Annotated in this window: 15 protein-coding genes and 1 pseudogene; 4 read left to right on the plus strand and 12 right to left on the minus strand. The window is 61.2% G+C overall.

The window, feature by feature from the left end:
- Positions 1-224: recombinase family protein (locus SCA01S_RS20605; protein WP_167542932.1), on the plus strand; the 224-nt coding region annotated here is incomplete at its 5' end.
- Between the two features lie 19 nt (positions 225-243).
- On the opposite strand, the gene SCA01S_RS20610 is transcribed toward SCA01S_RS20605, so the two are convergent.
- The 7 genes and pseudogenes from SCA01S_RS20610 to SCA01S_RS21985 form a co-directional block, all read right to left on the minus strand.
- Positions 244-2,952, minus strand: coding sequence for a DEAD/DEAH box helicase (locus tag SCA01S_RS20610; RefSeq protein WP_062788640.1), 2,709 nt, complete (start codon positions 2,950-2,952; stop codon positions 244-246).
- A complete protein-coding gene (locus tag SCA01S_RS20615) occupies positions 2,945-4,612 on the minus strand; it encodes a site-specific DNA-methyltransferase (protein WP_062788642.1) in 1,668 nt (555 codons plus the stop codon). Before SCA01S_RS20615 ends, SCA01S_RS20610 begins: the two co-directional genes overlap by 8 nt.
- Positions 4,613-4,684: 72 nt before the next feature.
- Positions 4,685-5,860 carry a hypothetical protein gene (locus SCA01S_RS20620; protein WP_062788644.1) on the minus strand — a complete coding sequence of 392 codons (1,176 nt, stop codon included), beginning with the start codon at positions 5,858-5,860 and terminating at the stop codon, positions 4,685-4,687.
- Positions 5,861-5,864: 4 nt separating this feature from the next.
- Positions 5,865-8,696, minus strand: a complete 2,832-nt coding sequence (locus SCA01S_RS20625) for an SNF2-related protein (protein WP_062788645.1) — start codon at positions 8,694-8,696, stop codon at positions 5,865-5,867.
- 210 nt (positions 8,697-8,906) lie between these two features.
- Positions 8,907-9,059, minus strand: a complete 153-nt coding sequence (locus SCA01S_RS22440) for a hypothetical protein (protein WP_157089078.1) — start codon at positions 9,057-9,059, stop codon at positions 8,907-8,909.
- 48 nt (positions 9,060-9,107) lie between these two features.
- Complete coding sequence (locus tag SCA01S_RS20630; RefSeq protein ID WP_062788647.1) at positions 9,108-10,313, minus strand: MFS transporter; 1,206 nt, start codon at positions 10,311-10,313, stop codon at positions 9,108-9,110.
- Positions 10,310-10,438: pseudogene (locus SCA01S_RS21985) on the minus strand (glycosyl hydrolase); the annotation flags it as partial. The gene SCA01S_RS20630 and the pseudogene SCA01S_RS21985, both read right to left, overlap by 4 nt.
- A 140-nt stretch (positions 10,439-10,578) precedes the next feature.
- On the opposite strand from SCA01S_RS21985, the gene SCA01S_RS23060 reads away from it, so the two are divergent.
- Complete coding sequence (locus SCA01S_RS23060) at positions 10,579-10,791, plus strand: SDR family oxidoreductase (protein ID WP_157089079.1); 213 nt, start codon at positions 10,579-10,581, stop codon at positions 10,789-10,791.
- Positions 10,792-10,802: 11 nt separating this feature from the next.
- Positions 10,803-12,497: a D-lactate dehydrogenase gene (dld, locus tag SCA01S_RS20635; RefSeq protein WP_062788649.1), complete on the plus strand. Its 1,695-nt coding sequence runs from the start codon at positions 10,803-10,805 to the stop codon at positions 12,495-12,497.
- Positions 12,498-12,611: 114 nt separating this feature from the next.
- On the opposite strand, the gene SCA01S_RS20640 is transcribed toward dld, so the two are convergent.
- On the minus strand, positions 12,612-13,220 hold the full coding sequence (locus tag SCA01S_RS20640; protein WP_054132728.1) for a TetR/AcrR family transcriptional regulator: 609 nt from the start codon (positions 13,218-13,220) through the stop codon (positions 12,612-12,614).
- Between the two features lie 250 nt (positions 13,221-13,470).
- Between SCA01S_RS20640 and SCA01S_RS20645 the strand changes: the two genes are divergently transcribed.
- A complete protein-coding gene (locus tag SCA01S_RS20645; RefSeq protein ID WP_167542933.1) occupies positions 13,471-14,313 on the plus strand; it encodes a 3-keto-disaccharide hydrolase in 843 nt (280 codons plus the stop codon).
- Positions 14,314-14,412: 99 nt separating this feature from the next.
- Here SCA01S_RS20645 and SCA01S_RS20650 read toward each other — a convergent pair whose 3' ends face one another.
- The 4 genes from SCA01S_RS20650 to SCA01S_RS20665 form a co-directional block, all read right to left on the minus strand.
- On the minus strand, positions 14,413-14,817 hold the full coding sequence (locus tag SCA01S_RS20650; RefSeq protein WP_022674720.1) for a C-glycoside deglycosidase beta subunit domain-containing protein: 405 nt from the start codon (positions 14,815-14,817) through the stop codon (positions 14,413-14,415).
- A 40-nt stretch (positions 14,818-14,857) separates the two neighbouring features.
- Complete coding sequence (locus SCA01S_RS20655) at positions 14,858-15,766, minus strand: sugar phosphate isomerase/epimerase family protein (protein ID WP_022674721.1); 909 nt, start codon at positions 15,764-15,766, stop codon at positions 14,858-14,860.
- A gap of 289 nt (positions 15,767-16,055) precedes the next feature.
- Positions 16,056-18,407 carry a TonB-dependent receptor gene (locus SCA01S_RS20660; RefSeq protein WP_062788652.1) on the minus strand — a complete coding sequence of 784 codons (2,352 nt, stop codon included), beginning with the start codon at positions 18,405-18,407 and terminating at the stop codon, positions 16,056-16,058.
- A gap of 384 nt (positions 18,408-18,791) precedes the next feature.
- Positions 18,792-19,475 carry a 2'-5' RNA ligase family protein gene (locus SCA01S_RS20665; RefSeq protein ID WP_062788662.1) on the minus strand — a complete coding sequence of 228 codons (684 nt, stop codon included), beginning with the start codon at positions 19,473-19,475 and terminating at the stop codon, positions 18,792-18,794.
- Positions 19,476-19,558 lie beyond the last annotated feature (83 nt).

Consider the following 19,558-nt stretch of genomic DNA (forward strand, 5'->3'; position numbering starts at 1 on the left):
ACATCGCCGCTGTTGCGGAGTTCGAACGCGACCTGTTGGTCGAGCGAACGCAAGCTGGTCTGTCGCGCGCCAAGGCGCAGGGAAAAAGGCTTGGGCGCCCGAGTAGCCTCACCGATGCGCAGCGGGTTGAGGCAATTGCTCGCCGCAAGTGCGGAGAATCGCTGGGAGCCATCTCGAAGGACTTCGGAGTAAGCCGGTCGGCGATTCAAAGGATCACTCAGTAACGGGCATAGGTTTTCCCCCTTACCCGTGCCGCGTCAGTAAGCCCGCTAATGTGGCGCTCTCCGTCACATCAGAGTCCGGGATCAACGCATATCGCCATGGTTTTCCATCCCCCTCAGCGGCAAACTCGTTGGCGTGTTTCACCCACTCTGCCGCCGCACGCGCTTTTTCCTGGACGGTCGGGTCGCGCATCTGGTTTTCTGCCTTGATCTCGACAATTAGCTTTTCCGTCTTGGTCTCAATCACGAAATCAGGCTCATAAGGCTTCCCCGGCTGATATTCGATCCGAAACTGATTTCGGGCGGGCTTGAGCCACCGCTCTACGTTCTTTTCAAAGTCACTGTCGATCATCACGGCGAACCGCCGCTCAGGATCGGAATGGAACTTGTGGAACTTGTAGGGGCTTTTCTGCCCGCCCCGAAAGGTGAAGCTGGCCGTCGCCGATAGCGGGGTGGCCGCTTCCGTCAGCAGCAAAGACCGTGACGGCGAATAGCTGATGTTCTGCGGCTCAAGGGTGCGGAACGAACGGACCTTGCTGGCGCGGTATTCGGCAGGGGTCTGCCGATAGTGATCCCGCATCTGGCCGAAGATACGCTGAGCAAGAGCCTTACCATGCGCCAGGGCAACGTTCTCCACGTCCTCTTCGGTCTGAAGGTAAGTGCGCAGGTGGTCGATCATCTGCCCGGCCAGCCTGTAGAGCAGGTCGGCCTGGCTGTCGTAATCGACCTGCGGATAATCCATCAGGTATTTGACGATGTAGTTCTCGACCCGGACCTCCTTTGGGCCTTCCAGCGACCGCGCCAGTTCGCGCTGCGTCTGGTCCCGCAGATTGCGGACCAGCAGGCGGTCGGAAATTGGCTGCAGGCGAATGTCGCCCACATCGGCAAGGTCGAAGTCCTCGAACCAGAAGTTCACCTCGCGGCTGGGCAGTACGACGATTTCCGGAATCTCGATGCTGTTTTCGGCAATGCTGGCGGTGATCACGGCAACGAGTTTCGCCAAATCGGGCTGCACGCCCATACCCTCCAACTCGCCCTGCCGCTCGACCGAAAGCCGCTTCACGTCAGCGGCAATGCGCTGCTGCACCTCAGGGCTTTTTAGCTCCTTGTGGCCGCCCTTCAGCTCGCGCTCGTATTTGTCGCGGATCAGCTCGATGGTGAGCTGGGCAATCTTCCTGTCCTCGGGCCTGTCGAAGACGAAAGGCTGGGCAGCACCCTCCTGCACCTTGTTTTCGCTTTCGGGTAGCGCGGCACCGGTGAGCGCGGCCTCGAAGGCGGTCGGCACTGTATAGACAACCTGCGGCTCGGTGGAGATATCGCCGCCCTCGCCGATCCGGTATTCCTTCACCTGGACCAGCGAGTCCGCTTCCCGCGCCTTCTTGATCACCTCGTCAAAGCGGTCATGGGCAATCACGGTGAGGGTATCTACCGCCTCGTTCCCCGTTCGCTCGCCATAGGGCAGGCGCAAGCCGCGCCCCAGGGTCTGCTCGGTCAGAATGTCCGATGCCGAAGCGCGCAAGGGAACGATGGTGTAGAGGTTGGTTACGTCCCAGCCTTCCTTCAGCTTGTTGACGTGGATGACGATGTCGGTGTCACCCGCTTCCTCCAGCCGGACCAGGCGCGCCATAGCCTCATCGCTTTCCTCGCGCCCGGTGTTCGAGTGCACCTCGATCACCCTGCCCTTATAGGAACCGCCGAAGAACGCATCGCTCTCGATCCGTTCGCGCAATTGCTTGGCGTGGGCAGTGTCCTGCGCCACCACCAGCATGAACGGGAACACCCGCCGGCGCCCGGTCTCGCGGGCATACAATTCCAGCTCGGTCTTAACGTACTCGTGATAGTGGACGCCATCCTCCAGCATGATGCCTTCGAGGCTGTCCTTGTCGTAATCGCTGGCGCGGAAATCGGCGCGGGTGGCGACTGCCGGTTCCTTTACGAAGCCATCGGCCATCGCGTTGCCGAGGCCATAATGGTAGATGACGTTTTTGAAGTCCTTGGGGTTGGCACCCACCGTCTTGGGCGTGGCGGTCAGCTCCAGCCCTAGCTTGGGATCAAGCTCGAAGATTGCCTTGGCGCCGGCGGCGGCGCGATAGCGGTGCGCCTCGTCCATCAGCATGACGAGATCGGGCAGCTTGGACAGATAATCGAAGTAGCTGTCACCCAGAGTCTCGCGGAAACTCCTGATCTTGCCCTTGTCCTTGTTGATCTTGTCCACGTTGAAAATGTTGATGATTGCCTCGGTTCCAAACAGGTCTGAGCCGCGAACGCCACGCCCCTCCTGCCAGGTATCACCAGTCACGATGACGGGCGGCGTCTGGGCGAACTGGGCGATGCCCCGAAAGACATACTTGGGCGACGATTGCCGCGAAAAATCGGCGATCAGCTTGTCATAGATCGTTGTGTTGGGGGCCAGGACGAAGAAGTTTTTCGACCGGCTGGACAGGTACATATAGGCGATGAATGCGCCCATCAGCCGGGTCTTGCCGACGCCGGTTGCCAGCGCGAAACATAGTGAGGGAAACTCGCGCTCGAAGTCGGTGACGGTTGGATACTGCGCCTTGACCGCGGCCAGCAGAGCCGCCGCGTCGCAAGGCGCGGCAAAGTCCAAATGAGCCAGAACCTCGGCAAGGATGTTCAGCGAATTCTCCTGCGGACCACGCAAGGAAAGCCGCTGGGCAATCTGGCGGCGGATGCGGGCTTCATGCCCCAGCACGGCGGGAGCCTCACTCATCGCCCGCCTCCCCCGCGAAGAGGGGCAAACCCTCGGTCATCGCCTGTATTTCCTCCGCTGCGTCATCCGCCTCGGGCAAGTTCTGGATGTTCAGCGAATAATCGTCGCGGCCCCACTCGCATTTCTGGAGAATGGAAGTCGGAATTTTCACCAGCGTTAGGTTGTCGAAGGCGTCGGCATCCGCATCGAACGCCTTGCAGCAAATCAACAGACTGCGATCCGGCCCCACGTCATGCGAAATCTTGGCACATGCCTCATGGGTCAGCGCTTGCGTGGTGACGTAGATGAAGTCGGTTTCGGTCGATGAGCCGTGCCGCCAATACTCCTGCGGATCAGACGAAGGCGCATAGGTGAAACCCATGTGCTTGCACATGGCCTCAGCCAGCATCGCGGGGTTGTAGTCTTTCGCGATCACCCAATTGCCGTAGCGGTCCTGCTCCAGCAGCGATGGGGCCAACGTGAAATAGCGAAATCCGCCGCCGCCCTTCCAATCCGCCGCCTTGCTGATCCCCCCTTGGTCCGCCCCGTCAATCACCTTCTGCAAGCGCGGGACGATATGACTGTCGGCATGGTCGCCGATTTCGACCATGATCCAGCGGCGACCCATTTTGTGGGCAACTGCGCCGGTGGTGCCGGAACCCGCAAAGGAGTCGAGCACGAGGTCGCCCATACTTGAGCCAAGGGTGATTACGCGCTCAATGAGCTTTTCCGGTTTTGGTGTTGTGAACGGGTCCTCCGGAACAAGTTGAATTTGCTCCTTTCTGCCGTCCTGAGTGTGGCCGACCTCTTCCCAGGTCCAGACCGTTTGGGCTTTGATCCCGTCATTTTTCAGGGAGGTAGACAGCCGCTTCAGCGATGGCACCTTGTTGGTGCCATCCTTCCCCCACCAAATAAGGTCTTGCTCGACGTGCTCCTTGTGAGCGTCCGGGCCGTAGCCCCAAACGCGAGTTTTCTTCGGCCAAATCACCTCCCCCGTATTGGGGTTCGTGATTGGATAGTAGAGATTGGGCCGTTCATCGGCCGACTTGGCGCAAGTGTAGTCCCCCGCTTTCCACGGTCCGCGAGGATCGTTGTCAGGGTTCTTATAGGCCGCGTCCGTCTTGTCGGTCCTAGGCAATTGGTTGGGACGCCAAAGATCTCTATTTTTCGCATAGACCAACAAGTGGTCGTGGCTAGCACTAAGCCAAAGTGTATCGTTGGCTGGCGCATACTTCTTCTGCCAAACGACATTGGCGACGAAGTTTCCGCGTCCGAAAATTTCGTCGCACATCACCTTGAAATAATGTGCTTCATTGTCATCGAGCGAAACCCAAAGTGATCCATCATCAGCCAAAAGTCGGCGAAGGCACTCCAACCGGTCCCGCATGAGGCTAAGCCACAACGAATGCTCCACCCCGTCGTCATAATGCGTGAAAGCCGATCCGGTGTTATAGGGCGGATCGATAAAAACGCACTTCACCTTTCCCGCATAATCCTGCTCCAGCGCCTTCAGCGCGAGCAGGTTATCCCCCTTGATCAGCATATTGTCGAAGATGTCGCCATCCCGTCGCACTTTGGCGTGATAGCTCTTCGCCGGGTCTTCGATCAGGATGCGCGGCTCCAGGCGGGGGCGCTCTTCCTTGCCGGGCCATGTCAGTTCAAGCTTGGTCTTCTTGGTCATGCCGCCATCTCTATCGCCTTGCCCCCGAACGCGAAACCCTTACGCCAAGGCTTGATTGTCCACAGCCATTCCTTATTCACCTTCCGCCACCTCCAGCGCCCGCCGGGCCTGCTGCAGCAATTCGTTCACTTCGAACCAAGGGTCGGTCCAGGGACTGTGTTGCGCCAGCAGCGCTTCCAGGTTCAGCACACGAGCAACGCGCTCCTTGTAGTCGGGCGGCAGAGCGCCCTCGCCAACTGAAGCATCCTGACTTGGCCCAAACCGCTCTCGATCGAGGTCGCGCTTGACTCGCAGGACAGATGAGGCCGGGTCCGGCTCAGGCTCTTGAGCCGCCACCACACCCAGCTTATTTCGCAGCGTCGCCCAATCAACGGTCAGACGGTTCGCCGGAAGCAATGGCTGCGTGGCGGGGGGCGGAGGCACTGGCATGGAACCCGACCGGTAACCGCGCCCGGAGATCGCGGCCAACACGGCCAACTGGTTATCCGCCAAATCTAACTTCGCATGGCCAAACGGTGGCCAAGGCCGCGTGGCTCGGATCGCATCGCTCCACACTTCTCGTACCTCATAAGCGGGTAGCTCGGCATGGTGCCAGTTCACCACATAAAGTAGCTCTACTTCCAGCCGTGGATGAAGTCCCTGCGATGCCTGCCTCTCCTGGGCGTCAAAATGAGCACGCAATTCCTGCCGCCGATCGGCAAGCCAGCTTATCATGCCGGTCTGCCAATCCTCCTGATCGGCAATCGCCGCCGCAAAGGCAGTGCGTCCCGGATGGTCAAGTGGCAGCATGCGCCGCCTACGGCCGAGGTCTGCAATCAGTCGATTGCTAGCAAGCATCTGAGCATCAACGCCATCTTCCAGCTCACGAATTGCATGCTCTCCCGCCTCATGAATACGGGCGATGGCGTTGTTGCTCTGCCGCAGCCAACGCTTGCGCACCTCACTCCGTTCGCGCTCAATCAGCAGCTCCAATTCAGCGGGCGGAAATTCGTCGCAAAGCTGGGGCAACGAACTGGCGCAGCGCAGCAGGTTGGCCGCGATAAACGACGGGATCGGTTCTTCCCATTCATCGCAACCCACGATCAGCGGCATGGTGGCCTTGTGCTTGTCGCCAACCCAGATTTCCGCTTCGGCTACAATCAGCCAGCCGCTGCTGTTGCGAAAACGGGCGACATGCCGCCAATCGCCGTCATAGCTGTCCAGGTCGATCTGCAAGCAGACCGGATAAAGGCCGAAGCCCTCCAGCACAGCGTCATTCCACCGCCCAACGGACGGTCATGAGCGGCTTGACCGTTGGCTTCTGATTGAGCTGTTCCGCGAACTCGTCGAGCATGTCCTCTACCTTCTGGCGGGCTTCCTTGCGCTTGGCGAACTTGGCCAGCTTGATCTCGTCCACGTTATCTTCGAGACGCTTAATCTTGCGCTTTGAGGCAAGCTTTTCATCCATCGATATGCCTGCCGCACGAGATTGCTTGCGAAGCTCCCTAACTTCTCCATCGAGATCGGCGATCTGCGCATCCAGCTCTATCTCAAGGTCCTTGGCGTACCGATCCAGCCGCTCGCTTTCGGCGTCGATCCATTCACCGTTTTCCTTTAACACCCGGTCAGAAAAATCGGAGAACTGGTTTTGCTCAATGGCGGTCAACGCGGCGTCGGGCGGCGTTACGTAGCCGGCCTGGTTATCCACAGCAGGGACCATGAATATCTTGTCGGCCACCGCCGCATCAATTGTCGTACCGTCATCGCTGAGACATGCGATCAGCAGTTCCTCCCGAAGGGCATCGGGCGTTGGCATTGTCGCCTTGTAGACCCGCATCCACCCCCTTGCCCCCTTCAATTCCTTCACCGCCCCAACCTGGCCAGCAAACGGATAATCATCAGGTCTGAAGGTCATAGCGATCTGCTCTGTAGACAGATCGCGGTCCTTTGCTCGCTCAACCAATTCCGCGCCAAGGCCGTCGTTGACGCGGAAGAACTGCCAATCCTGCTCATCTGCGAGAGGCCATTTGGTCGTGTATGTCTTGCTGTCGTAGCGAAAAGTCTCGGCGCCAGGGGAGTCAAAATGCGCACCATCCAATTCCGCATGGGCAACCATCAACAGCCGTTGGACATACTCCGGCAGGATGCGGTCAAGTTCCTTTCCGCGGTCCTGCAGCTTGGCGATCACGGTGGAATCCATCTCCCCCAGCAGCTTGTTCCGGGCAGCGTCAAACTCAGCGTCGATCTTGTCCTGAATGGTTGCCCTAAGGGCATCAAACTCAGCCTCAATCTGCTCGGGCGTACGCCCCTGCTGGACGATGCGTAGCACTTCCTTCTCGAAATCGACTCCACTCATCAGTGCACCAAGGACATTGTCACTAGCTCCAAAAACTCCCTCGAACAGATGGAACTTTTGGCTCAATAATTCATGAATCCGCTGCTCGGTCTTGTTCTTCAGATTGAGCATATTGACCACGGTCACATCGATCTTCTGGCCATATCTATGACAGCGACCGATCCGCTGCTCAACGCGCTGCGGATTCCATGGGAGGTCAAAGTTGATCAGAAGAGAGCAGAACTGTAGGTTGATACCTTCAGCCCCGCTTTCGGTGGCAATGAGGATCGTTTTGTCATCACCCTTGAAGGCTTCGACAATCGCAGCCTTCATGTCAGCCGTTTTGGAACCGGAAATCTTGTCGGTCCCTTTGTGCATTTCCAGCCACGCCGCATAAGTTTTACGGCTCTGCTCATCAGAATTGGACCCGTTCATCAGCACGATGCGACCCGCATAGCCGTGACTCTCCAGCAGATTCCGGAGATAGTTTTGAGTGCGAACGCTTTCAGTGAAGATGACAGCCTTTCGAGCACCACCCTTACCTTGGATTTCGTCGAGAACTTTAGGTAGCTGCTTTAGCAGTTCCTCACCTTTGGCGTTTTTTTCAATAGATTCGGCGAGCGCCAGATAGCCCTTCAGCTCCTCGATCTCAGCCTGAATATCTTCTGGTGAGATCGACACCGCTTCGTCTTCGCCAATGTCTTCGTCGGCCTCCTCAGCGATCTCGACCATGACATCAACATCATCGGTCATGCTGAGCGCAGCAGCCTTCCGTGCCTTCAAGCGCTCAATCAGCGTTTCCAAATAACGAGCAACGGCGAAACTGGATGATCCAAGAATTTTCCGAATCTGAAGGATGACGAGCTGATTGGCCTTTGCGCCATATGAGACCGTATCTTCACGCTGAAGAAAATGGGATAACTCCTCGTAAAGCTGTTGCTCACTGCTTGACGGTTCGAAATGGAAGGTCTGAGCATTGCGTCGAACGAAACTGATATGCCCGGCCGCTTGCACCTGTGATCTGAGAGACCGCTGACACACAGGCATTAGTCGCTCACGAAGCGCGTCGAGCGTAGTGGGCGAAGCCGACATATACTGAGCTCGAAAAGCGTTCTCCCCCCCAAAATGATTTTCGTCTACAACAGAGACAATGCCGTAGAGCTCCATGAGCGAATTCTGAAGTGGCGTAGCCGTAAGAAGAATTTTGAAACGATCCTGCAGCGCGATCTTTAACTCTTTCGCCCGCGTCGAACCATCTTTCTTGTAAACGTTTCTGAGGCGATGAGCTTCATCGAATACAACGAGATCCCATTTTATCGAGCGAAGTTCGTCTGCCTTCCGCGCAGCGAATTCGTAGGAACAAATTACAATACCCTTAACACACGCGAATGGCTGGGTGTGGCCTGCCTTCCGCATGGCGGCATAAGTGCTAGATTCAACGATCTCCGAATGAAGAGAGAATTTTTCGTGAAGCTCTTGTTGCCACTGCTTGCGAAGCGACGCGGGTACGATCAGGATAATCCGACGCCTGTGCTCAGCCCAGCGCTGGGAGAGAACCAATCCGGCTTCGATGGTCTTACCCAGACCAACCTCATCCGCGAGCAAGACGCCCTTCGACAAAGGCGACTTCAGTGCAAATAGTGCCGCCTCGACCTGATGAGGATTCATCTGGACCCGTGCGGATGTCAGGGATCGAGTAAACGCATCACTATCAATGCCAGCAAGCGTGATTTTATGGGCCTGATAGTGCCCATGCACCTTCGTGAACACTCAATTCCCCCAAGCCCAAACTTTGTCCTGAAATGGAATATGGACCGGAAGGCCCTGATTGCATAGACTCCGTAGCCAAAATGTATCAACAATCTCTTCAATACTGGATATCAGTTCGCGGAAGCTCGCACGGGACCGGAGCGGTTCAGTTGGTGAAATTATGGCCAGATCTATGGCTAATATCAAATTGTTAAATTTTTCTGTTAATAATCAACGCTGATTGCATCCCTCCGTCTCCGCCACATCATTCATATGGCGATCCCCATCGAACGCGCATCCCAGCCGCAACGCACCCACCGGGTGCGAGCCGGCCTGATGTTCTGATTGCGCACGGCTTAAAAACGCCCGGATGACGATGGTCACCCGGGCGTTTTTTGCTGAAAGGCGGGAATGGCGGCGGCGCTTTGCGGTTCAGGCACGGGCCGGTGCCGGGCGGGCGCTGGCGCTCAGGGCCATGCCGACAATGATTGCCAGGGCGATGCTGCCCGCGCCGATGGCCACGAACGTCAGGGGCAGGCCGTGGCTGAACACAGTGACCAGCGAGACCAGCGCCGGGCTGACGAATTGGCCCACGAAGAATGCGCAACTCCAGAAGCCCATGCCGCGGCCGCGGTTCTCATCGCTCAACCCGCGCATCGTCCACAACAGCAGCGTGGGAATGCACAGGCCGGCGCCCAGTTGCTGGACGGTGCAGAACGCAGTCATTTGGGCGGCCGAAGCGCTGGCGCCGATGCCGAGCAGGCCAGCGCCCATGAGCGCAAAGAAGATGCCGATCTGCCAGCCGGTGCCAAGCCGGCTCGATGCGGGCTTGAACAACAGCCCACCGAAGAAGACGCCGATGTTCGCAAGGCCGATCAGCATGCCGATCGTATCGGGCGACGTGACGCCGACACCGGGAAACAGCAGGCCAACCTGGACGATATAGACGTAGTAGATGCTCGAAGCGAGCAGGGTCACGCCACTGGTGATCAGGACATGGCGGGTGGGAAAGCCGGCCACGGCCCCGGCCAACAGCGTCTGGCTGCGCTTTGCCGGCTCGAACAGCAGAAATGCCATCGCCACCGCGATCGGGATGGCGCAGGCGTAAACCAGAAACGGAGTGTTCCAGCCCACCCCTGACAGCATGCCCGACAGCACCAAGAGCGAGACGCCGAAAAACGGCTGCGCGGCGGACTGCACGGTCAACCAGAAACGGCGCCGGCCTTCGTCAAAATAGTCACCCACCAGCGTATTGGTCACCGTCAGGATCGCCGCTTCGCACACGCCGAGCAAAAGACGCGAGGCGAACAGCGCGGGCAGGCCGTCGATGAACACCGGGGCGATCCCGACCAGGCCATAGACTGCGGTGGCGACGACGAGCAGCCGGCTGCGGCCATGGCGATCGACCAGCCAGCCCATCGCCGGCGACAGCAGCGCGACCATCAGGCCCGGCGCGGTGACCGCCAGCGGCACCCACAGGCTCGCCCCGGGGACACCGGCGAAATGCGCCATCATGCGCGGCACTGCCGGCGCCAGGGCGACGATCGCCAGGATGGGCAGAAAGCTGGCGATCACCACGACGATGCCTTGGGGCAGGCCCGCCTGGCGTGGTGCGCCAATATCGGTTGCGGTACTCATGTTGCTCGTCCTTTCAGCAGTGCGCCACCGATGCCGACGGCTTTCATCCAGGCGAGGTCCTTGGCGATGCCGTCCTTGGTGATGTTGCCGTTCATCCAGGGCCACCACACCCGCGGCTGCGCCGTAACCGGCGGGTCGGCAAGCGCGTCGGGCGCCGGATGGACCTGCCCGCGCCATGGGCAAGCATCGGGCCGGCGGCGCGGGAAAGGCCCACGAAACGTCTAGGCAATTGTTCTCTCCCTGACATCGGCCCCTGACATCGGTGATGGCAGCGCAGCGTCGTCAACGGCGCCGACCGTGGCACCACGCCATTTTTAATCAGCGATCAAATGGAAAGCAAGCCGGATCGGTCGTGTCGTCAGCCGTCGCCGGACCGGTGCTGTTCTTCGCCAGCCCGGCTGCGGCATTCGTCACCGGGCAGACACTGTGGGTCGATGGGGGTGTTTTCCCCCGTGCACCTTGGCCTTACCAGCAGTAAGAGCTTGCTTGATGCTCTCTGCCACAGCCCCACTGCTCGATCGCTTGCGCGCCATTGTCGGCGCGCGCCACGTCCTTACCGGCTGCGATGCGACCCGCGCCTTTGCCACCGGCTATCGCTATGGAAACGGAGATGTTCTTGCCGTGGTGCGCCCAGGCACGCCGCTGGAACAGTATCACGCGTTTTGCGCCTGCATCGCCGCCGATGTGATCGTGATTGCGCAGGCCGCCAATACCGGCCTCACCGGCGGCTCAACCCCGGACGGGCACTACGACCGCCCGGTGGTGATCATCAACACCTTGCGCCTCAAGGGCGTCCACGCCCTGGCCGGCGGCACGCAGGTGGTCTGCCTGGCCGGCGCCACGCTCTATGATCTCGAGCGTGAACTGGCGCCGCTCGGCCGTGAACCGCATTCGGTCATCGGATCGTCGTGCATCGGTGCCTCGGTAATCGGCGGCATCTGCAATAATTCGGGCGGCGCCCTGATCCGGCGCGGCCCCGCCTATACCGAAATGGCGCTGTTTGCCCGGGTCATGGCCGATGGCACGGTCGAACTGGTCAACCATCTCGGCCTGGACCTCGGCACCACGCCCGAGGACATTCTCGGCCGTATCGGCCAAGGGCGCCTGCCCGCTACCGGTGAGGCCGGCGCGGCCCCCTGCGCTGCCTCGTGCCAGGACTATGCCGCGCGGGTGCGCGACATCGCCGCCCCCTCGCCCGCTCGCTATAACGCCGACCCAGAGCGCCTGTTCGAGGCGTCAGGCAGCGCGGGCAAGGTCATGGTCTTTGCCGTTCGGCTCGACACCTTCCCGCGCGAGGAACAGACGGCAACGTTCTACATCGGCACCAACGATACCGCCGAACTCACCCGCTTGCGCCGCACGATCCTGGCGCAATTTCGCGAACTGCCGATCTCGGGCGAATATATCCACCGCGACGCCTTCGATATCGCTGCGGTCTATGGCAAGGACGTGTTTGTCGCGATCGAGCGGTTCGGTACCGATCGCCTGCCCCGCCTCTTTGCGTTGAAGAACCGGATCGACGCTGTGGCACGGCGCTGGCGCATCCTGCCGGCCAACCTCTCCGACCGGGTCATGCAGGCGGCAAGCCGGCTGCTGCCGCAGCATCTTCCGCCGCGCATGCGGGCGTGGCGCGATCGCTTTACCCACCACCTGATCCTCAAGATGCCACGCGATGGCGTGGGCGAGGCACGCACCCTACTGGCGCAGATGTTTCCCAGTGCCACGGGCGACATGTTCGAGTGCACCCCGCACGAAGCGCAGAAGGCCTTCCTCCACCGTTTTGCCGTGGCCGGCGCGGCAATCCGCTACCGCGCCATGCACGCGGATCGGGTTGGCGACATCGTTGCCCTCGACATCGCCCTACGGCGCAATGACGAGGACTGGCTGGAAGTCCTGCCCCCGGCCATCGCCGACGCGATCGAGGCCCGGCTCTATTACGGCCATTTCTTCTGCCACGTGTTCCACCAGGACTATATCCTGAAGAAAGGCGTCGACCCGCTCGCGCTGGAGCACCGCATGTGGGACCTGCTCGACGCGCGCGGTGCCGAGTATCCGGCAGAGCACAACGTTGGCCACCTCTATCCGGCCAAGCCGGCGCTGGCGGCGCATTACCGGGCGCTCGATCCCGGCAACCGCCTCAATCCCGGCATTGGCCAGACGAGCCGGCAGCGCGACTGGCAATAGCGCGGCGCCAGAACGGCTTATCCCTTGCGGATGTCGGCAATGTCGGCGGTACCCTGCTGGCGGATCATCACGTTGCGGAACAGCACCTCTACCCCCGCCATCTCCGGCGCGCGGTCAGTCGGGAGCGAGCACGGCGCGCAAGGTGATATCGACGATCGTTTCGGCAATATCCACGCTGGGCAAGGCACCATCGTCGCTGGGGCGCAAAACCCCCTTCTTGCGCATCGTGGCAAAGCCATAGATCGCTGACCAATAGGCCACGACACGCACGTCGGCATGGGTTTTGTCCACGCCGTCGAGCGCGCCGACAACCTGTTCGCGCAGGGCATTGTGGCCCGCGCGCTGGAATTCCAGCAGCGTGGGATCGAGCGTTGGCGTGGTCAGCTCGCTTTCGTACATGAGATCGAGCAGATGCGGGTTCTCTTCGGCGAAGCGGATGAACAGCAGACCCATGCGCCGCAGCTTGTCGGCCGGGCTGGCCTTGCCGGCAAGAACCTGCTCGGTGCCCGCCAGCATTTCGTTAAACCCCTCGGTGGCAAGCGCCAGCAGCAGCGAACGCCGGTCGGGAAAATGATAATAGGGCGCGCCGGGCGACACCCCGACCTCCTGGGCCAGAGTGCGGATGGAAAGCCCGTTGTGCCCGTGCTGCTTCAGGTAGGCACGACCGGCATCAAGCAGGCTGTTGCGCAATTTGTCCCGGTGATACTGCTTCTTGTCGCTCATTCTTTCCCGCCCGGTGATGTGCCGGTTGCCTGGGGCGGGCAATAGCCGCCCCGCTCCGCCGTCATCAGCGGCATTGGCATCCAGCGCCTTGCCTTTTGTACCGCGCGCCAGACGATGTCAAAACGTGAACGGCGCACTGTGGCTGGGCGACGGCATGGGTACTCGCAATCCCCGCTTGCGATAATTTGATCACCGATTAAAAAGACTGGGTATCCGCCGATCAGACGGTATGGAATCCAGGGAGATATGCATGAAAACCACCCGACGCGGCGCGTTGACGCGCCTGGCCGCGACCGGCGTTGCCACCGCCGCGCTGCCGCACGTGGTATCCGCCGCCAGCCGGGCACCAGCCGCAGGGCCCGCCGGGGCCGCGGCTGACGGCTGGCAGCCGCTGTTCAACGGCCGCGACATGGCCGGCTGGACGTTCTTCCAGGATGGAGTGGGCCAGCAGGATCGCGATGGCGTGGTCGATGTCCACGATGGCATGCTGCACCTGCTCGGCCCGCGCTATCGCGGCCCGGCCAAGGCAGGCATGGGCTACCTCGCCACCGACCGCGAGTACGAGAACTATCACCTCAGCCTCGAATACCAGTGGGGCACGCGCCGCTACGAACCGCGCACGCTGTGGAAGCGGGACAGCGGCATCCTCTATCATAATCCCATTGGCCGCGAGCTGCTTTGGCCCGATTCCATCGAATACCAGATCATGGAGCGCAACACCGGCGATGCCCTGCCGATCAACCACCGCGCCATTCCAGCGATCTCGCAAGGCGGGCTGCCCGGTTGGCCCGAAGACCTTCCCGGCAATACGCAATACGCCCCGCAAGTCGATGCCGGCGGATCGCTGCGCCAGTGGATCCGCGCCGATGGCAGCTTTGACACGCTGGAGGGGTGGAACACAGTCGAACTGATCGCCCAGGGTGACAAGGCCGCCCATATCGTCAACGGCCGCATCGTGACCGCGCTCTATGGCCTGCAACGCCAGGACCCTGCCGATCGCTCGCGCTACATCCCCCTCACGCGCGGCCGCATCCTGCTGCAGATCGAGGCTGCAGAAATCATGTTCCGCAACGTGAAGATCCGCCAACTCTGACTTGCGCCGTTATGGAAAAGCAAAGGCCCCCGGTGCGCGTGCACCGGGGGCCTTTGCTTTTGGCGCCGGCCCGGCAAGGCGCGGCGCGCTTTTGCCCGCTCAGGGCAGGACAATCGTTGCCAGGCGCTCCCCATTCACCGGCAGAGGCTGCAGGTGCGGCGGGAAATAGGGCGAACGGACGCGGGCCGCCACCTTGACGCGATGGATGCCGGGGGCCAGCCCACCCGCCTTGGGCACCAGTACGCTGCCAAAGTCGCCCATCGCCCAACGCACCGTCGTAGCGTCGCGCATGGCGTCGAGATCATAGACCTCGCCATGCAGGCGCAGCTTGGTGATTTCATAACTGAAGAACTCGTCGTCAAGCGTCACGTCGACGCCGTCGAGCAGCGACAGACGCATGCCGCGATAGTTGGGCAGGCGCAGGCGCACTTCCACCCCCTCGCGCGCATCTTCGGGGCCGTAGTTGCGGAAGCCGGTGGCCTGGATAAGTTGATATTCGTACATGGCATGTTCCTGGAAAATGGCGGTCTAGGGTGCGAGCGGATCAGGCGTCGGCCAGCGCGGCGTCGTATTGCGCCTCGAGCTGGCGCATCATGACGTGCTGGCGGCGGACCTGGTCGATCGCCACCCACGGCTCGCGCGCACCTTCGTATTCCGAAGACAGGTAACCGCTGTAGCCCGCGCGTTTAAGCACCGGTATCACCTTGTCCCAGGGGATGTTTTCGCACTGCAGATCATCGTTGATGTAGTGGAACTTCGCCTGGATGAACGCCACGTACTTGGCGATGTCGAGGAACTCTTCGGGATCGACCGCGATGCCGTTGATCAGCTTGGCGTGATCGCTATCACCCTCGGGCACTTCATGCTGCCAGCCCTTGAGCGGGCGGTTCTGGAAGATGCCGGTATCGATCAGCAGGCGGAAGTTGGGGGTTCCGGTGCGCTCGATGAAATCGATGTAGCCTTCCACCGCCGGGTGCCTGATCGGCGTGGGCGAATGGATTTCGGGGCAGATCACGATGTCGAACTTATTGGCGAGATCGAGCACCCGCTCGACCGCGCCCGACCAGATCGGATCGGGGGTGAGCTGCGCGTCGATCACGCCGAACTTGGGACGCAGGAACTTGAAGCCAAGCCGGTGGGCCAGGCGCAAGTCACGCTCAAGCTCTCCGGCACCTTCCTCGACCGTCAGCTGCCGTCCCAGGCGCAGCTTGGTATCCACCCACGAGCACATGTTGGTCGGCTCAAGCTGGTAGCGGTCAAGCAGGCCGAACCAGGTGTCGAGCCATTCCTTGCTGGGTTCGGGATAGCACTCCACATGCGTCTCACCCAGAATCTCGATCCCCGTGGCCCCGGTATCGGCGGCGTGATCAAAGCCATCCTCAAGGGTCATGATGCTGCCGAAGTCTTCGGTATAGCTGTACAGCGATACCCCGTATTTGAACTGCCCGGACATGCTCAACTCCCTGTTCTGTCGATCCCGTGGTGGATCGGGCCATCCGGCCCGTTCTGCGTTCCTGGCCTGCTGCAAAAGCCAGAACAGGAACTACATTCTAATTACGATTTAATCGGTGATCAAATTTCTGGCAAGCGGCCATTTCGCGTCATGCCGCCACCGCGCGGCTGCCTATCCCGCATCCCTGACGCGCCTGGTGGACATGCCGGGCTTGAGCGCCGGCCCAAAAACAAGGCTTCGGAAGCGCCCCCACGCTCCGAAGCCTTGCATCACTTCCAATCGAAAGAGATCAGAAGTTGATCCCTGCCCGCACGCCGATGGTACGGACGGAGTTGAAGCTGAAGCGCTGGTTGAGCGTCAGCACGGCCGGGCTCAGCGACGCATCGCCGCCGTCCGAACCGATCGAGATCGGGCGGATGGCATTGGTGCAGTTCTTGCAGAACACCGACAGCGTCCAGTTTGCCGCCTTGAGGCCCAGGCTGGCGTCCAGCGTATCCCAGCTCGGGATCTGGAACGCCGGGCCAAAGCCTGCTGACAGCGACGAGCGGTGGTAATAGCTCAACGAAACCAGGCCATCGAGCGTATCGGTCAGCGCGTGCTGGTAATCAGCGCCAAGCGAGGTGCTGAACTTGGCTGACAGCGGAATCTGATACCCCGCCGCATTGAACGAACTCTGCGTCGCCGAGCAGCCGCCGGTGGTCTGCGTCGGGTAGCACTGCGCGCCGGGGAAATCGTTGTACTTTGCATCCGCATACGTGGCCGAGCCAGACAGCGTAAGGCCCGGTGCGACGCGCGCGGTGAACGAGGCGTCCACACCCTTGGTCGTCGCGGTTGCCGCATTGGCGAGCACGAAGGTGCGCAGCACGGTGATCCACGACTGCACCTGCAGGTCGGTGTAGCGGGTGTAGAAGCCCGAAAGGCTGAGCGTCAGGTGATTGTCGAACAACCGGGTCTTGATACCGATTTCGCCGCCCTTCGAGATTTCCGGGCGCACCGCCAGGTTGGCGCCCGGCGCCGGCGCGGTGTTGGAGAAGCCAGGGCCCTTGTAGCCACGGCCGTAGAAGCCATAGACCAGCGTCGTGGGCGTTGCCTGCCAGTCGAGGCCGACCTTGTAGCTGAAGTTGGTGGCATCGGTGCTCTGGACCGAGTGGTTGTTGGGAATGCCCAGCGTGACGAAATACTGGCCGGTGTTTTCGAGCAGGTCGATGCTGGCCTTGTCATACGTGACGCGGCCGCCAGCGGTCGCCTTCAGCGTGTCGGTCAGGCCATAGCTGACCTGGCCATAACCGGCGAAGCTGTTCTGCTTGAGGGTAAAGCGCGAGTCCTGGCCGAGGAACGAGGTGTTGCTGACCGGGCAAGCCGCCGGCGGCGCGCCAAGTTGGGTGGCACCAACGCAGAACGGGAAAGTCGGCAGCAGGAACGAAGGCAGGCCGTTGTTGCCGCCCAGCAGATTCTGCTGGTTGAGCTGCGAGTGGAAGTAATACAGCCCGGCCTGGCCGGTGAGGCGGTTGCCCGAGGGCAGCGCCAGGCGCAGCTCTTCAGAGAACTGGTTATAGTTCTGATGTGCCGAATTGGTGTTGAAGAAGTTGTACTGGGTTTCGTCGGAATCGAACGAGAAGCCCGTTGTCATGTGCTTCCACGCAGCAATGTTGATCAGCTGGACGCCGCTATCGAACGTGTAGCTGATATTGGCCTGCGCACCGCCGGTTTCAGTGTCGCGGAAGTTGGGGGCATCGGCCTGGAAAATACGATTGGTGTTGCCAGACGGCAGGCCCAAGCCCGTATAGGCACTGCCGGTGCCAAGCTCGCGATAGGTGATGTCATAGCGGCCGGTCACGCCGCGCTGGCGGTTGTAATCGCCCAGGATATAGACGCTGAGCGCGGTGTCCGGCTCCCACAGGTACTTGGCGCGCAGCCCCAGGCTGCGCAGGCCCATGTCATTGCGAACCTTGGGATTTACTTCAGGCCAGGTCACCGAATCCTGCCCGCTGTAGATCGCGTTGAGGCGCAGCGCGCTGTTCTCGCTGACCGGCAGGTTCAGCGTGGCCCGCCCCTGTATGCCGTGGCCATTCTTCACCGGGCGGTCGCGGGTGACCAGTTCCAGATCGGCATTGCCTTCCAGCTTGCCGATCTTGGGCTTGGCAGTGGTGATATTGATCAGGCCGGCCGAGGCATTCTTGCCGAACAGCAGCCCTTGCGGTCCGTTGAGAACCTCGACGCGCTCCAGATCGTAGAACGCGTTGGCGGCAAACTCGCCATTGCCCAGCACCACGTCGTCGACCATCTGCGAAACGCTCGATTCCACCGTCGTGGCAAACGTCGCCGTGCCGACACCGCGGATCGAATAGGTGTTGTCCTGCGCCACCTGAAGGCTGGGCGCCAGCTTGGTGACGGCGCTCAGGTCGTTGACGCCGCGCTTCACCAGCGTTTCGGCGGTGACCACCGAAACGCTAAGCGGCACTTTCATCACGTTTTCAGACCGGCGCTGTGCGGTCACGACGATTTCGCCAAGGCCGTCAGAGGCAGCCGGGGCCGCAACCTGGCCCTGCGCAACCGGCGCGGCGTCCTGCGCCGATGCGGCGGCCAGCGGGGCCAATGCAGCGCCGACGAACAGCGCAGTGTGGATGGACGTTCTGATCATGATGGCCTCCCTCTCCATGTCGTGAAGCACCAGAAGGAGACCCAAGGCGCCCTTTCGCCACTGCGGGCGTGCGCGCATTATCGGTCTTTCCTCCGGCGTCCTGCGTTAGGCGATACATTTTTAATCACCGATTAAAGTCGCCAATATTTTCCGTCGGGCACCATGTCAAGCGACTTCACCCGATCGCCACGCACACGACGTTCGCCGGCGCGTGCAGACCGGCGCGACGCATCAAGGAGGCAGCGCAGATAGGAAATGAAGATCAGCCGCCGGGCGTGATGCGCCGGCAATCACGCTGGCTAATGCCACCAACGCGGCGCGCACGCCAACGCGACCAGCACAGCGCTGACCCGTGGCTGCTTGCGTTGACCGTCCGCTACCGCGTCAGCGCGAGCGGAAATGATATTCGGCGAGAGTCCTGACGATCTGGCCATTGGCATCGACCAGCGCGATGCCGATTCCATCGACCTCACCCTGGGCGCGCGGCGGCTGCTGCCCGGTCTTGGCCATATAGGTGGCCAACGCGGGATTGGCCTCGTTGGCCAGCAGGGTCAGATGGGGATCGAACTGCATGAATACGTTGGGCGAGCCATAGCGCTGGAACGCGGGCAACTTGGCCGGATAGTCCTTCATCCAGGCCGGCGGCGCCAGGTCATGGTCGCGCAGCGGTTCGGCCGCCAGGGTCACTTCATCGGCCAGGCGCTGCAACGCGGGGGTGCGCGTCACGCGCAGGAACAGCCAGTTGGTGGGCGTGCGCTCGGTGCCGTCGATTGCCAGGGGCAAGCGCTTGTGGCCGCGCGCCAGCCGCGCGATCGTGGCCTTAAGGCGGGGCAGCGCGCTGACGGGATATTGGGTCAGATAAAGCGTGGCATGCACCGCCTGCCCGCGCTGGCGAAACGTGGTCATGCCCAGTTGCGCCAGATCGGCGCTGGCCTGGTCCACCGCCGCCACGATCGGGCGCGAGGGGATGGCATAGATATCGATGCTGACCTTGTCCGCTGGCGCGGCCACCGCCGGGCTGGACGCCGCCAAGGCTGCGGATATGCCCCAGAAAAACGCGCGCCGCATCATCGTATCGTCCCTGCACAGGCCTGCATCATTGCCATCGGCGTGGCAGCCGCGCGCCGCACTTGCAACCGCAAACGGACGCG

This window comes from Novosphingobium capsulatum NBRC 12533 (genome assembly GCF_001598375.1).
Taxonomy (GTDB): domain Bacteria; phylum Pseudomonadota; class Alphaproteobacteria; order Sphingomonadales; family Sphingomonadaceae; genus Novosphingobium; species Novosphingobium capsulatum.